The organism is Sphaerisporangium sp. NPDC005289 (assembly GCF_040607455.1).
Classification (GTDB): domain Bacteria; phylum Actinomycetota; class Actinomycetes; order Streptosporangiales; family Streptosporangiaceae; genus Sphaerisporangium; species Sphaerisporangium rhizosphaerae.
In genome coordinates, this window is the sequence record NZ_JBEXGS010000001.1 from 303,061 (window position 1) to 315,443 (window position 12,383).

The 12,383-nt window shown below is 74.1% G+C and carries 12 protein-coding genes; 6 read left to right on the forward strand and 6 right to left on the reverse strand.

Features of this window, described 5'->3' with window-relative positions; all coding sequences use genetic code 11:
- The first annotated feature begins 36 nt into the window (after positions 1 to 36).
- The 3 genes from ABZT47_RS01115 to ABZT47_RS01125 all read left to right on the forward strand — a co-directional run bounded on the left by ABZT47_RS01115 (position 37) and on the right by ABZT47_RS01125 (position 1,784).
- The gene (locus tag ABZT47_RS01115; protein WP_354835436.1) at positions 37 to 756 is read left to right on the forward strand and encodes a TetR family transcriptional regulator; all 720 of its coding nucleotides are present in this window, start codon (positions 37 to 39) and stop codon (positions 754 to 756) included.
- The gene (locus ABZT47_RS01120) at positions 731 to 1,237 is read left to right on the forward strand and encodes a GNAT family N-acetyltransferase (RefSeq protein WP_354834672.1); all 507 of its coding nucleotides are present in this window, start codon (positions 731 to 733) and stop codon (positions 1,235 to 1,237) included. The genes ABZT47_RS01115 and ABZT47_RS01120 overlap by 26 nt, the downstream gene beginning before the upstream one ends.
- A gap of 151 nt (positions 1,238 to 1,388) precedes the next feature.
- Positions 1,389 to 1,784 (forward strand): CoA-binding protein, encoded by a 396-nt coding sequence (locus ABZT47_RS01125; protein WP_354834675.1) that lies wholly within the window; start codon positions 1,389 to 1,391, stop codon positions 1,782 to 1,784.
- A 35-nt stretch (positions 1,785 to 1,819) separates the two neighbouring features.
- Here ABZT47_RS01125 and lepB read toward each other — a convergent pair whose 3' ends face one another.
- From lepB to ABZT47_RS01150, 5 genes are all read right to left on the reverse strand, one after another.
- A complete protein-coding gene (gene lepB, locus ABZT47_RS01130; RefSeq protein WP_354834678.1) occupies positions 1,820 to 2,302 on the reverse strand; it encodes a signal peptidase I in 483 nt (160 codons plus the stop codon).
- A 139-nt stretch (positions 2,303 to 2,441) separates the two neighbouring features.
- A complete protein-coding gene (locus ABZT47_RS01135; protein ID WP_354834681.1) occupies positions 2,442 to 4,277 on the reverse strand; it encodes an ABC transporter ATP-binding protein in 1,836 nt (611 codons plus the stop codon).
- On the reverse strand, positions 4,274 to 4,948 hold the full coding sequence (locus ABZT47_RS01140; RefSeq protein ID WP_354834684.1) for a TlpA disulfide reductase family protein: 675 nt from the start codon (positions 4,946 to 4,948) through the stop codon (positions 4,274 to 4,276). Before ABZT47_RS01140 ends, ABZT47_RS01135 begins: the two co-directional genes overlap by 4 nt.
- Positions 4,945 to 5,094 (reverse strand): hypothetical protein, encoded by a 150-nt coding sequence (locus ABZT47_RS01145; protein ID WP_354834687.1) that lies wholly within the window; start codon positions 5,092 to 5,094, stop codon positions 4,945 to 4,947. Before ABZT47_RS01145 ends, ABZT47_RS01140 begins: the two co-directional genes overlap by 4 nt.
- Before the next feature lie 105 nt (positions 5,095 to 5,199).
- Positions 5,200 to 5,364, reverse strand: coding sequence for a hypothetical protein (locus tag ABZT47_RS01150; RefSeq protein WP_354834690.1), 165 nt, complete (start codon positions 5,362 to 5,364; stop codon positions 5,200 to 5,202).
- Between the two features lie 163 nt (positions 5,365 to 5,527).
- Here ABZT47_RS01150 and ABZT47_RS01155 point away from each other — a divergent pair, with 163 nt between their 5' ends.
- Complete coding sequence (locus tag ABZT47_RS01155) at positions 5,528 to 8,470, forward strand: BTAD domain-containing putative transcriptional regulator (protein WP_354834693.1); 2,943 nt, start codon at positions 5,528 to 5,530, stop codon at positions 8,468 to 8,470.
- A gap of 66 nt (positions 8,471 to 8,536) precedes the next feature.
- Positions 8,537 to 10,321 carry a HAMP domain-containing sensor histidine kinase gene (locus tag ABZT47_RS01160; protein WP_354834695.1) on the forward strand — a complete coding sequence of 595 codons (1,785 nt, stop codon included), beginning with the start codon at positions 8,537 to 8,539 and terminating at the stop codon, positions 10,319 to 10,321.
- 103 nt (positions 10,322 to 10,424) lie between these two features.
- Here ABZT47_RS01160 and ABZT47_RS01165 read toward each other — a convergent pair whose 3' ends face one another.
- The gene (locus ABZT47_RS01165) at positions 10,425 to 11,765 is read right to left on the reverse strand and encodes an NAD(P)/FAD-dependent oxidoreductase (protein ID WP_354834698.1); all 1,341 of its coding nucleotides are present in this window, start codon (positions 11,763 to 11,765) and stop codon (positions 10,425 to 10,427) included.
- Between the two features lie 101 nt (positions 11,766 to 11,866).
- Here ABZT47_RS01165 and ABZT47_RS01170 point away from each other — a divergent pair, with 101 nt between their 5' ends.
- The gene (locus tag ABZT47_RS01170; protein WP_354834701.1) at positions 11,867 to 12,358 is read left to right on the forward strand and encodes a MarR family transcriptional regulator; all 492 of its coding nucleotides are present in this window, start codon (positions 11,867 to 11,869) and stop codon (positions 12,356 to 12,358) included.
- Positions 12,359 to 12,383: the final 25 nt, after the last annotated feature.

The following is a 12,383-nucleotide window of genomic DNA, read 5'->3' on the forward strand; positions in this document are numbered from 1 at the left end:
GGCGACATCGGTCAACACCGGTAGAGTCGGGTGGTGATGGACACGCCGACCAGCCGTGCCGAGCGCCGGCGCCGCTCCGAGGAGCGCATCCTCGCCGCCGCGCGCACCGTGTTCGCCGAGCGCGGCTTCGAGCGCGCCACCATCCGGGCGATCGCGTCCATGGCCGGAGTGGACCCCGCGCTGGTCATGCAGTACTTCGGCTCCAAACAGCAGCTGTTCGACCAGGCCGTGCGCATCCCCGCGATCCCGCCGCTGGACGGCGCCCTGGATGAGCTGGTCGAGGAGCTGCTGGCGAGGATCGGCATGAAGATCGGGCCGATTCCGCAGGCGTCGCTGGCCATGATGCGTTCCATGCTGACCCACCCCGAGGCCGCCGCGGGCGTGCGCGCCCGGCTCGACGAGCAGGTGGAGCAGCTCGGCCGCGCGATATCGGCGCAGGACCCCGAGCTGCGCGCCGCCCTGATGATCAGCACGATGCTCGGGGTGACCATCGCCCACCAACTGCTCGATCTCACCGCCCTGCGGGAGGTCTCCCCCGCCCGCATCGCCGCCATCGCCCGCCCCGCCCTGATGGCCCTGACCCACCCCGACGCGAGCCTCGAGACGAACTCCGGCGCGTACCCCGACACGAACTCCGGCGCGAAGCGCGACGCGAACGCCGGCGCGGCCTCTGAAGCGAGCACCGGCGCCCCGGTGAGGACGCCCGGGGCCACCGACCACTGGGACGGACATGGCGAGCACCCGGCTGACCTCTGACCGGCTTCGGCTCGACCCGCTGGCGCCGGGCGACGCCGACGAGATGGTCGAGGTGCTGGCCGGCGACGATCTCTACACCTTCATCGGCGGCTCCGCGCCCACCCTTCCGCAACTGCGCGCCCAGTACGCCCGGCAGGTCGCCGGCGGCTCTCCCGACGGTCTGCAGGAATGGCACAACTGGATCATCCGCCGGCAGGCCGACGGGCGCGCGGTCGGCTACGTCCAGGCGACGATCATGGACGACGGGCGGCGGGCCGAGATCGCCTGGGTCGTCGGTTCCCTCTGGCAGGGGCAGGGGTACGCCTCCGAGGCCGCTCAGGCCATGGTGGCCTGGCTCGGCTCCCGCGGGGTCGTCCGCGTGCAGGCGCACATCCATCCCGACCACGCCGCCTCCGCCGCCGTCGCCCACCGCGCCGGGCTCGCTCCCACCTCCCACTTCGACGACGGGGAACAGCTCTGGCAGCACGACGCCCCGCCGTGAGCGCCGCCGAGGGCTAGCTCATCCGGAACCAGGCTCTGAGGCCACAACGCCGACGCCATCGGGGATCCGGTCGACCTGCGCCTTCTCCGGGGCGGGAAGCGGAGGCCGGTTCCCGGCGTTGACGCACGACGTGGACGATCGTTTCGCGGATGTGGATGTCATCAGAAGGCTGCTCGGCGAGTCCGGGACGTGGGCGTTCGTCGGGCTCGGCGACGACCCGTCGCGGACGGCCTACGAGCAGGCGCGGCTGCTCCAGACCAGGGGCAAGCGCATCTTCCCGGTCCACCCGGCGGCCAGGATGGTGCTGGGTGAGCAGGGATACGCGTCACTGGCCGAGGTGCCGGTCAAGGTGGACGTCGTCGGGGTGTACCGGCGGTCGGAGTTCGCCGGGCAGGCGGTGGACGAGGCGATCGCGGCGGGCGCCGGAGCGGTCTGGCTCCCGCTCGGCGTGGTCGACGAGGCCGCCGCCCAGCGCGCCCTCGACGCCGGGCTCGACGTCGTCATGAACCGCTGCCCGGGAGTGGAGTGGGCCCTGCGCCGCGGGTGATCGTCACCTCATTCCTGGGGACGGCGACGGCTTCGTCATGGGGAGGTTCCGCGGCCGCCGAGGCGGCGGATCGCCACGCCGATGAGGCGGTCGCCGGACACCGGTCCGTAGTGCCGCGAGTCCCAGCTGGTGGCGCGGTTGTCGCCCAGGACGACGAGCGATCCGGGCGGCACCACCGTGCCGGCCATGTGGTGGACGTCGGGCTGCTCCCATTCGTCGGGCACCCGTTCGCCCGGCACGGCCACGGCCCGTTTGATGAGGAGCGCGCCGTCCCGTCCGGATACGGGGTCTTCGTCGTGCGCCGTGGCGGAAGAGCCGGAAGGCGCGGAGTAGCGGAAGACGACGACCTGGCCGGCGCGGACGCGTCTGGTCCTGCGGACGAGCAGGCGGTCGCCGGGGCGCAGCGTCGGTTCCATGCTCGTGCCGTGGACGGTCGTGGCCAGGAAGCCGCGCCGCACCCAGAGCGCCGCCAGGCCGACGGCCGGCAGCACCACGGCGAGACAGAGGGCGAGCGTCATGGCGCCTCCTCACCTCCGGCGGCGACAGGAGCCGGTGTCATCGGCGCCTCCCGTGACCGGCGGCCCGGACCGCGCGCCTCCCGCAACCGGCGGACCCGACCGCGCGCCTCCCCGTGTCCGGCGGGCGGGAGCGCGGGCCTCACCAGGTCCCCTGGTAGCCGGTGGCCTGGAGGCGGAACAGGCGGGCGTAGCCGCCGTCGGCGGCCAGCAGCACGTCGTGGGAGCCGTGTTCGGTGATCCGCCCCTCTTCCAGGACCGCGATGTAGTCGGCGTCGCGGACGGCGCTGAGCCGATGGGAGATCAGCAGGCTGGTGCGGCCCTCTCGGTAGGCACGCATGCGGGCGTGGATCTCGTGCTCGGCCTCCGGGTCCAGGCCGGAGCTCGGTTCGTCGAGGATCATCAGGTCCCTGCCGTCCCGTACGAACGCGCGCGCCAGCGCGAGGCGCTGCCACTGCCCGCCGGAGGGGACGACGCCGGTCGCCGGGCCGTCCTCGTCCTCGCCCATCATGAAGGTGCGGGTGAGGGGCGTGTCGTATCCGCGAGGCAGCCCGGCGAGCGTGTCGTGCAGCCCGGCGCGCGCGGCCGCCTCCCTGACGCGCCTCGGGTCGTCCCGCGCACTCAGGTCGCCGAGGCCGATGTTGTCGCGGGCCGTCATGTCGTAGTTCATGTGGTCCTGGAACACGGCGCTGATCCGCTCGCGCAGGGCGGCCGGAGGAATGTCGCGCAGGTCCGTTCCGTCCCACAGGATCCGGCCTCGGGTCGGGTCGTACATCCGGCACAGCAGCTTGACCAGCGTGCTCTTTCCCGCGCCGTTCAGCCCGACGAGCGCGACGGCGCACCCGTGCGGGATGGTCAGGTTCACCCCGCGCAGGACCCAGGGATGGTCGTCGCTGTACCGGAACCACACGTCCCGAAGCTCCACGCCCTTCCGCAGCCCCGGCGCCCGCCCCCGTTCGGCGCGCGGCAGGTCCGGTTCGGCCGTGACGACGGCGACGTAATGGGCGAAGGCGAGCAGCCGCGCCTGCCAGCCGGAGATGGACGAGCTCAGCGCGCCCAGGGCGGACTGCACACCGGTGACGGCCGCGAGGAACATGGCGATGTCGCCGATGCCGAGTTCGCCTCGCCGCGCGGCGCCGACCGCCCACCACAGGCCGATCCCGCCCACCATGGCGCTCACCGCCGTCAGGCCCGCCTGGGTGCGCAGCTCGCGCAGGTCCATGCGCCGGATCGCCGCGTTCGCCGACCGGCGTTCGTCGGTCATCCGGGCGCGCAGGAACGCGCCGATGCCGAACAGGCGGATCTCGGTGGCCGCGGCGACTCCGGTGAGCAACTGGCTGTAGAAGAACTCCCGCCGGTAGTACCGTTCGACGCTCCACTCCGTGCCCGCCCGGCTCCGGGAGAGATACAGCTCGGCGACGAGCGCGGGCAGGGCCGCCAGGACCACCACGGCGGTCATCACCGGGCTGAGGACCAGCATGGACGCCACGAAGCCGACGAGGGAGAGCGCGCCGCCGAGGCCGTTGCCGATGCCGTCCACCAGTTCGGCGATGCGCCCGGTCGCCCCCTGGGCCAGTCTGAGCCGGTCCTGGAACGCCGGGTCCTCGAAGGCGCGCAGGCCGACCTGGCGTTCGGTCGCCGCGAACAGCCGCTCGGTGGCGGCCAGGTTGGCGGACCGGCCGACGTGCGCCCTCAGGTAGCGCAGCGCCACCGGCAGGGCGGCGGCCCCCAGCCCGGTGGCGATCAGCCCGAGTGCCGGCCCGGCGACCGCGCCGTACGGGGTCGCCAGCCCGTCGAGCACCAGCTTGGTCAGCCAGGCGGCGGCGACCGGAGCGGCGGCCGCGAGGAGGGTGAGCAGCAGGACGCCCGTCACGTCGGCGGGCGCCGACCGCCAGATGAGCGAGAGGGCCTGGGCGACGGAGGCCCGCAGTCGCCCCGCGCCGATGTGCTGCGGGTCGGCGTCCGGGGCGGCGCTCACCTGCGCCCCTTGCCCGCGAGCCCGGCGACGTCCGCCGCGGCGGGGACATCACGGACGCCCGCCGCGCCGGCCAGGTCAGGAACGTCCGCGGCACCGGCCGGCTCACCAGCGGCTTCGGGGACGTCCGCCGCGCCTGCGCGGGGAGTCGCGCCGTCGTCGCGCCGGCTCGGGAGGGGCAGTTCCTCCATCCGGGTGCCCACGGCGGCGATCCGGTGGTCCTCGCGGATCAGGTACAGCATGGGGGTCCAGGTGTTCTGGAACGCGCGCGCCACCGGCCCGCCGTCGCGCTCGGCCACGACGACCCGGGCGACCGGGCCGAGGGCCCGCAGCGCCGCCTCGTCGGCACCGCCGAGCACCGCCAGCACGTCCTCGCGGCCGAGTTCTCGCGCACGTTCGACGAACCTCGGCAGCAGCTTGTGGCAGGGCTCGCACCCGGAGGAGAAGAACCCCACCAGCCCGGTCAGGGTCGCGGAGGACACCGGTTCGCCGTCCGTCGTCACGGCGGTGAACGTCCCGATGGCGGCGCCCGGCCCCAGCGCGGACGGCGCCCCGGCGGGCCCGCCCGTCAGCGTGGCCTGCGCCCGCATCCGGCGCAGGATGCCGATCGTGAGCACCAGGTTCAGCAGGCACAGCGTGCCGAGCAGCACCACGGCGGCGGCCAGGTAGGTCATCGGGAACTCCTCGCGAACAGGTCGACGACGTCGTCGAACGAGATGATCAGGACCGCTCCGACGAGGCCCGCCTCGGCCGCCACCGCCAGGCCGGCCGGCGCCGGGGAGCCCTGGGGCGCCGGCAGGCCGAGCACGGTGACGGCCATCAGCGCGGCGTTGCGGACGAGGTGACGAGGCCCGGCGGGCGCGCCGAGGCGCCGGCCGGGCGGCGGCGTGGGGCCGCCACCGCCCGGCGTCGTCGCGGCGACCGGTCAGCAGGAGCCGACGTAGGTCCAGTGGCAGCCGGTCTGGGCGCAGCACTCGCGCCACCACAGGCCCGGGTGGCCGGCGGCGTTGCAGACGTCGCGGTAGTCGCAGGCGGAAACGGTGGCCTTCGGGACGATCCGGTCGATCATCCGGTCGATGAGACGGCTCATGCTCTCTCCTTCGCGTTCTGGACCGGATCGCCGATCACGCTGCTCGGACGTTCCGGTCCGTACCTCGCCCCGTGAACCCGTTGACACGGGGTGATCACCGGGTTCAGCATCGGCCAGGAAAGTGGCCAAAACCCTGCAACTTTCTCAATCACCAGGTCAGTGCGTGAGCAGGCGAAACCGGGGCTACGGGGGGATCGACGTGGAGTTACGGATGCTGGGCCCGCTGGAGTTATGGTCGGGGAGCGGGCCGGTGGATCTCGGACCTCCGCGGCAGCGGACCGTCTGGGCGGCGGTGGCGGTGGACGCGCCACGGCCGGTGCCGATGGAGACCATGGTCGACCGGGTGTGGGGCGAGGCTCCACCGGAGCGGGCCCGCCACGCGCTGCACGTCTACCTCGCCCGCATCCGGCGGGTGCTGGAACAGGTGAGCCTCGGCGAGGACGGGCCGGCCAGGCTCGGACGCCGCAGCGGCGGCTACGCGCTGGAGGTCGATCCCGACAGCATCGACGTGCACCGCTTCCGGCGCCTGGTCGGACAGGCCAGAGACGGGCGGTGCACGGGGACCGAGGAGGCGGGGCTGCTGCGGCAGGCCCTCGGCCTGTGGCGGGGCACTCCCCTGGGCGGCATCGACGGCGACTGGGCGGACCGCGTACGGCAGGCGTGGCACCAGCAGCACCTGGACGCGGCGGTGCGCTGGGCGCAGGCGGAACTGGCCCTGGGCGAGGCCGCCGCGGTCATCGGCCCGCTCGCCGACCTGCTGCTGGAGAACCCTCTGGCGGAACCGCTGGTCACCGCGCTGATGCGCGCTCTGCACGCCACCGGGCGCGTCCCGGAGGCCCTGGACTGTTACGCCGCCTTCCGGCGGCGGCTGGCCGACCAGCTCGGCCTGGATCCGGGGGACGAACTGCGGGAGCTGCACCGGGCGATCCTGCACGGGAACGCCGGCGAGGCGCGTGCGGCGCCCGCGCCGGCGCAACCCGCCGGGGCCGGCGCCGCTCCACCCGCGACGCCCGCAAGCGCAGCGAGTGCGGGTGGTCCGGGGGGCCCCGCGAGTGCGGGTGGACCGGCGGCGGACCTCAGGTCCACCCCACCGGCGCAACTGCCTTTGGACGTTCGCGGATTCACCGGGCGCGACGCCGAGCTCGCCGCGCTCGACGCGGTGCTCGCCCACGCCGCCGACCAGCCGACCGCGGTCCTCATCGCGACGCTGTCGGGGACGGCGGGCGTGGGCAAGACGGCGCTGGCGGTGCACTGGGCGCACCGGGTCGCCGCCCGGTTCCCCGACGGCCAGCTCTACGTCAACCTGCGCGGGTTCGGCCCCGACGGGACGGTGATGACGCCGGCCGAGGCGCTCGGCGGGTTCCTGCACGCCCTGGCCGTGCCGGTCGCGAGCCTGCCGCCCGACGTGGACGCGCAGACCGCGCTGTACCGCAGCCTGCTCGCCCGGCGGCGCATGCTGGTGGTGCTGGACAACGCCCGCGACGCCGAGCAGGTGCGGCCGCTGCTGCCCGGGGCGCCAGGCAGCCTGGTGCTGGTGACCAGCCGCGCCCAGCTCACCAGCCTGGTCGCCGTCGAAGGCGCCCATCCGCTCGCCGTGGACCCGCCGGACGCCGCCGAGGCGCGGCGGCTGCTCGCGCGCCGCCTGGGCCCCGAACGCGCCGCCGCAGAACCCGAGGCGATGGACGACATCATCACCTGGTGCGCGCGGCTGCCGCTGGCGCTGGCGATCGTGGCCGCGCGGGCCGCCGGGCGTCCGGCCTTCCCGCTGGCCGTGTTCGCCGACGAGCTGCGCGACGAGCGCGGGCGGCTCGACCAGCTCAGCGCCGGTGACGAGGCCGGCGAGGTCCGGGCGGTGCTGTCCTGGTCGTACCGGACGCTGAGCCCCGCCGCGGCGCGCATGTTCCGCCTGCTCGGGCTGAGCGCGGGGGCCGACATCGCCACGGCGGCCGCGGCGAGCCTCGCCGGCCTCACCCCGGGCAAGGCGCGCGACCTGCTGGCCGAACTGGCCCTGGCGGGGCTGGCCGTCGAGCACCGGCCGGGCCGGTTCACCTCGCACGACCTGCTCCGCGCGTACAGCGCCGAACTCGCCCGGCAGGACGACGCTCCCGAGGGGTACGCGGCGACGCGGCGGCTGCTGGACCATTACCTGCACACCGCGCAGGCGGCGGCCATGTCGCTCAACCCGCACCGCGACCCGGTGGTGGTGGCCGAGCCCGGGCCGGGGGTGACCCGCGGCGAGGTGCCGGACGCCGAGCGGGCGGCGCGATGGTTCACCGCCGAGCACCAGAACCTGCTCGCGGCCGTGCGGCACGCCTACCGGTCGGGCCTTGACGTCCATGCCTGGCAGCTCGCCTGGACCGTGGCGGAGTTCCTGGAGCGCCGCGGGCACTGGACCGACCGCATGGCCGTCCAGGGCGTGGCGCTGGAGGCGACCAGGCGTCTGGGCGACCGGTCCGGCCAGATCCGCGTGCTCCGCGTCCTCGGCACCGCCTGCGCGCAGCTCGGCCGGTTCGGCGAGGCGCGGGCCCACCTCGGGGAGGCGCTGGAGCTGGCCGCGAGCCACGGCGACGACGGCGTCCGCGCCAACGTGCACATCAGCCTCGCGCTGGCCCTGGAGGGGCAGGGCGACTACCGCACGGCGCTGGAGCACGCCTCGCAGGCCCTGCTGCTGTTCCGGTCAGCGGGCCACGTCGCCGGGCAGGCCAACGCGCTCAACATGATCTGCTGGTGCCGCACCCGGCTGGGCGACTACGCCGAAGCGCTCGCCGCGGGCGAACAGGGTCTCGTCCTGCAGCGGCAGATCGGTTCGCGGTACGGCCAGGCGGGCACGCTGGACAGCATCGGCTACGCCCGCCACCACCTCGGCCACCACGACCAGGCGGTCGACTGCTTCGAGCAGGCCCTCGCCCTGTTCAGGGAGCTCGGCGCCCGCTCGTTCCAGGCCGCCGCCCTGACCCACCTCGGCGACACGCACGCCGCGGCGGGCGACCCCGGCCGGGCGCGCGAGCGGTGGCGCTCCGCGCTGACGATCCTCGACGAGCTCAACGACGCCGACGCCGCGGCACTGCGCGAACGCATCCGCCACTTCGGCAGCGAGACCGCCTGAACGGCGCCGGGGGCCCGCCGGGTCCGTTCACATCAGGTTCGCAGGGACGTCCGTACGGTCGCTCGCATGAACAAGTCGTGTGTCACATCACTGGCGGTCGCGGTGGTGGCCCTGTGCGTGGCGTGTGGCGCTCATCTGAGCATGCCGGGAGGCGGATCCGCCGCGGCCGGCGCCGGTCGGACGGGCGCGGCGGGCGCGGCGGCTATGGTCGGAACCTACGCGCTGGACACGGGAGGTTCGTTCGACGTGAGCGCGACCGGCGGCCGGCTCGTGATCTCGGCGAGGGGCGCGGACGCCGTCGCGGCGCTGTTCCCGCCCCGAGGTGTTCCCGCCGCCGAGCTCCGGGCGAACGAGCGGCGCGTGCTGGCGCTGCTCAACGGGCGTACGAAGCAAGGGCGCGAAGAGCGCGCGGGCATCGAGCGGGCGTTCGGGCCGATCAGCGGTCTCACGCTCGGCGGAACGGCCGCCATCGGCGGTGACGTGCGCACTTATGTCGCCGTCACCGCGAGGGACAAGGTGCTGACCGGCTGGTACTCGGTGAACGAGGAGGGCGGCGTCCGGGCGGCGGAGTTCCCCGCCGGGCCACCGGCGCTGACGCTGGCCCCGTCCGGCGACGGTCGCCACCACCCGGACGATCCCACCGGCGCCGCCCCGCGGGTGACCGTGGGGGTCGAGGCGGGTCGCCTCACCGTCTCCGGACCGGCAGGGGTCACCAGCGCCCGCCCCACCAGGGCGGCGACCCGCGCGCGCGGATCGCCGCGCCCACCGGCTGACGGACCCCGCGCGACCCGCGCGCGCGGATCGCTGCGGGTGCGGCTGGCGGCCCTGGGATTCCTGGCGATCTACGTGCCGGTGCTGCTGCTGTTCGGCGTGATCCTGCTGACCGACGACGAGACGGCCGCGAACGCGGTCAACGGCGTCGAGACGATCAGGCGCACCTCCGTCCACCACTCCGCCTGGGTCACCTGGACGATCGTCGCTCTCGGCCCGGCCGCCGCCGGCCTGGCCTGGTGGTGGGCGGGACGGGCGGTGCGTCCCATCGAGCGCGTGCGCGAGGTCGCCGAGGACATCGAAGGCACCGAGGGCACCGACCTCGGCCTGCGCATCGGGCTGGACCACGGCCCGGCGGAGGTCGTGGCGCTCGCGGCGAGTTTCGACGCGATGCTCGACCGGCTGCAGCTCGCCGCCGAGACGCAAAGGCGGCTCGTCGAGGAGACCAGCCACGAACTGCGCACGCCGCTGTCGGTGCTGATGACCAACACCGAGGTCCTCCTGGCCCACCCGGCCCCCACCGTCGAGGTGTACCGGCAGGGCCTTGAACGGTCCAGGAAGGCGATCGCCCGGCTGGAGACGACGATCGGCGAGCTCCTCGTGGAGGCCCGCGGAAGGGCACGGGTCATCGAACGGCGCCCCGCCGACCTGACGGCCATCGTCCGGGACGTCCTGGACGAGGCGCGGGTGCCGGCGCCGGCGAAGGGCACCTCCCTGGAGCTGACCGGCCCGCCGTCCGCCGCGTGCTCGGTCGACGGACCCACCGTGCGACGGGCGGTCGCGAACCTGGTGGACAACGCGGTCAGATACGCCCCCGCCGGCTCGGCCGTCGAAGTGGACGTCGCGCTCACCGGGCCGATGGCCGTGGTCACCGTCACCGACCACGGCCCGGGCATCCCCGCCGACCAGCGAGAGCGCGTCTTCGAACGCTTCTGGCGCGGCCGCAGCGACCTTCCCGGCACCGGCCTCGGCCTTCCCATCGCCCTCCAGATCGCCCAAGCCCACGGCGGCACCCTCACCGTCCGCTCCCCCACCCCTTCGGGCGACGGCAGCGCCTTCCGCCTGACCCTCCACCGCTGAACCCGGCCGGATCTCCGGGCGCCGTTCCCCCGCGACGGCGCGGAGGGTCCGGCGGCCTTCCCCGCGACGGCGCGAGACTCCGTCCGCCGCTCCCCGCACCGCCTCAGAGGGCGGCGGCTTCGTCGCCGCCCCGGTAGGTGTGAAGGTCGGTGAGGAACTTCTCCCGCAGGGGCGGGATGCGGCTGCTGAGGAAGAAGTACGTGCGGGTCAGGGCGAGGACGGCGCGGCCGATCACGGGTCTGTGGAGGGGGTCGTGGCCGCTGGTGCCGTTCTGGGCCAGCGAGTCGGCCACCCGGGCGAAGCCGTAGGGGATCATCTCGGCCTCGTAGGCGCGGAGGGCGTCCAGCAGGGGTTCGGCGGCGTTGTGCGCGGCGGTCAGTTCCCGGCACAGCAGGGAGGCGTCGCGCAGGGCGGTGTTGGCGCCGACGCCGTGGCCGGGGGTCATGGTGTGGATCGCGTCGCCGAGCAGGGTCACCGTGGTGGTCTCCCATGGCTCGACGGGAACCGAGGTGCGGATCTTGATCGGGAAGCAGCTCCCGGGGTCCGCCAGGGCGAACAGCCTGCGCATGTCCGGATGCCAGCCGGTGGTCATGCCGAGGGTCAGCCGCATCAGCTCCTCGCCGCGCATCTCCATGACGTTCCCGGGGAACCTGCCGGCCGCGGCGGAGAAGCCCCAGTTGATGTAGTCGCGGGTGTTGTCGTACAGCAGGCCGGGCCGGCGCTCGATGAGATCGGCGTCGTTTCCACCGACGCCGGTCCCGGCGGCGTCGTGCCGGTCGAACTCCATGACGTGCCAGACGCAGAACCTGCCCTTGGGGGCGAAGACCAGGGAGATGCCGTGGAACGCCTCGCGTGGCAGCAGGGCCCGGGTCTCCTCGGTGACGGGGACCTTGGCCGAGATCGCGATGACTCCGGCGTCCTTCACCTCGGCGTGCGGGAGGTACTGCCGACGGACCCGGGAGTTGGTGCCGTCCGCGGCGACGAGCACGTCACCGGTGGCGGAGGTGCCGTCGGCGAAATGCGCGGTGACCGTGCCGTCGGCGTGCCGTTCGTAGTGGGTGAAGGTCTTACCGAACCGGACGACGTCCTCCATGCCGGTGAGGAGCACCTGGCGGAGGGTCATCCGGGACACCGACCGCTCGCTGTTCACCGGGTCGGTGTCCTCGCGAAGCGGGAAGGACGCGGTCCGCTTCAGGTGCTCGGTGAACACGTTGAAGTACCTGGGCGGCCGCGCGCAGGTGGCGGCGAAGGCGTCGAACAGCTCGGGCGGCAGGCATTCCTTCAGCGCGCGGTTGCCGGTGGGGTCGATGCCGACTCGGTAGCCGTGCAGGCCGTCGGCGCGCGTGCGGTCGCGCTCGTACACCTCCACCGGGACGCCGGCGCGTTTCAGGCCGTGGGCGAGGCACATTCCGCCCGTACCGGCCCCAATAATGATCACCTTCATGAGACGCTCTCCTCCGGCAACGAACAGGCGGGCAGTGTTCCTTGGACGTCGACTATCTTGATGTTCAAGGGGAATATTAGCTTGATAGTCGAGGTACTTGAATGTCAAGGGAAAATCCGGACCGTCTGAGAGAGCGGCTCGGCGTGGAGTCGCAGGCGCACCAGTCGGCCGTCGACGCGCTGGACGACGCGGCGGCCGCCTGCCTGGGCGTCAACCGCACCGACCTGCGCTGCCTGGAGTACCTGATGCAGCGGGAGACGGCGGCGCCCAGCGAGCTGGGCTCGGCGCTCGGGCTCACCACGGGCAGCGTCACCGCGATGCTCGACCGACTGGAGAGGCTCGGCTACCTGACCCGCTCCCCCGATCCCACCGACCGCCGCAAGGTCGTCGTACGGGTGACACCGGACGCGACGCGCCGGGGCCGCGACATCTACGGGCCGATCGCCGAGGAGGGCGCCCGGACCATCGCGGCCTCCTACACCGCCGACGAGCTGGAGCTGATCATCGGCTTCCTCACCGGCTCGCGGGAGCTGTACGAACGGCACCTGGACCGCGTCCGCGGCATGCCCCAGGCCGGGCGGCGCGTCCGCTGACCCGGCGCCGGCGGCGGGCCGGCGG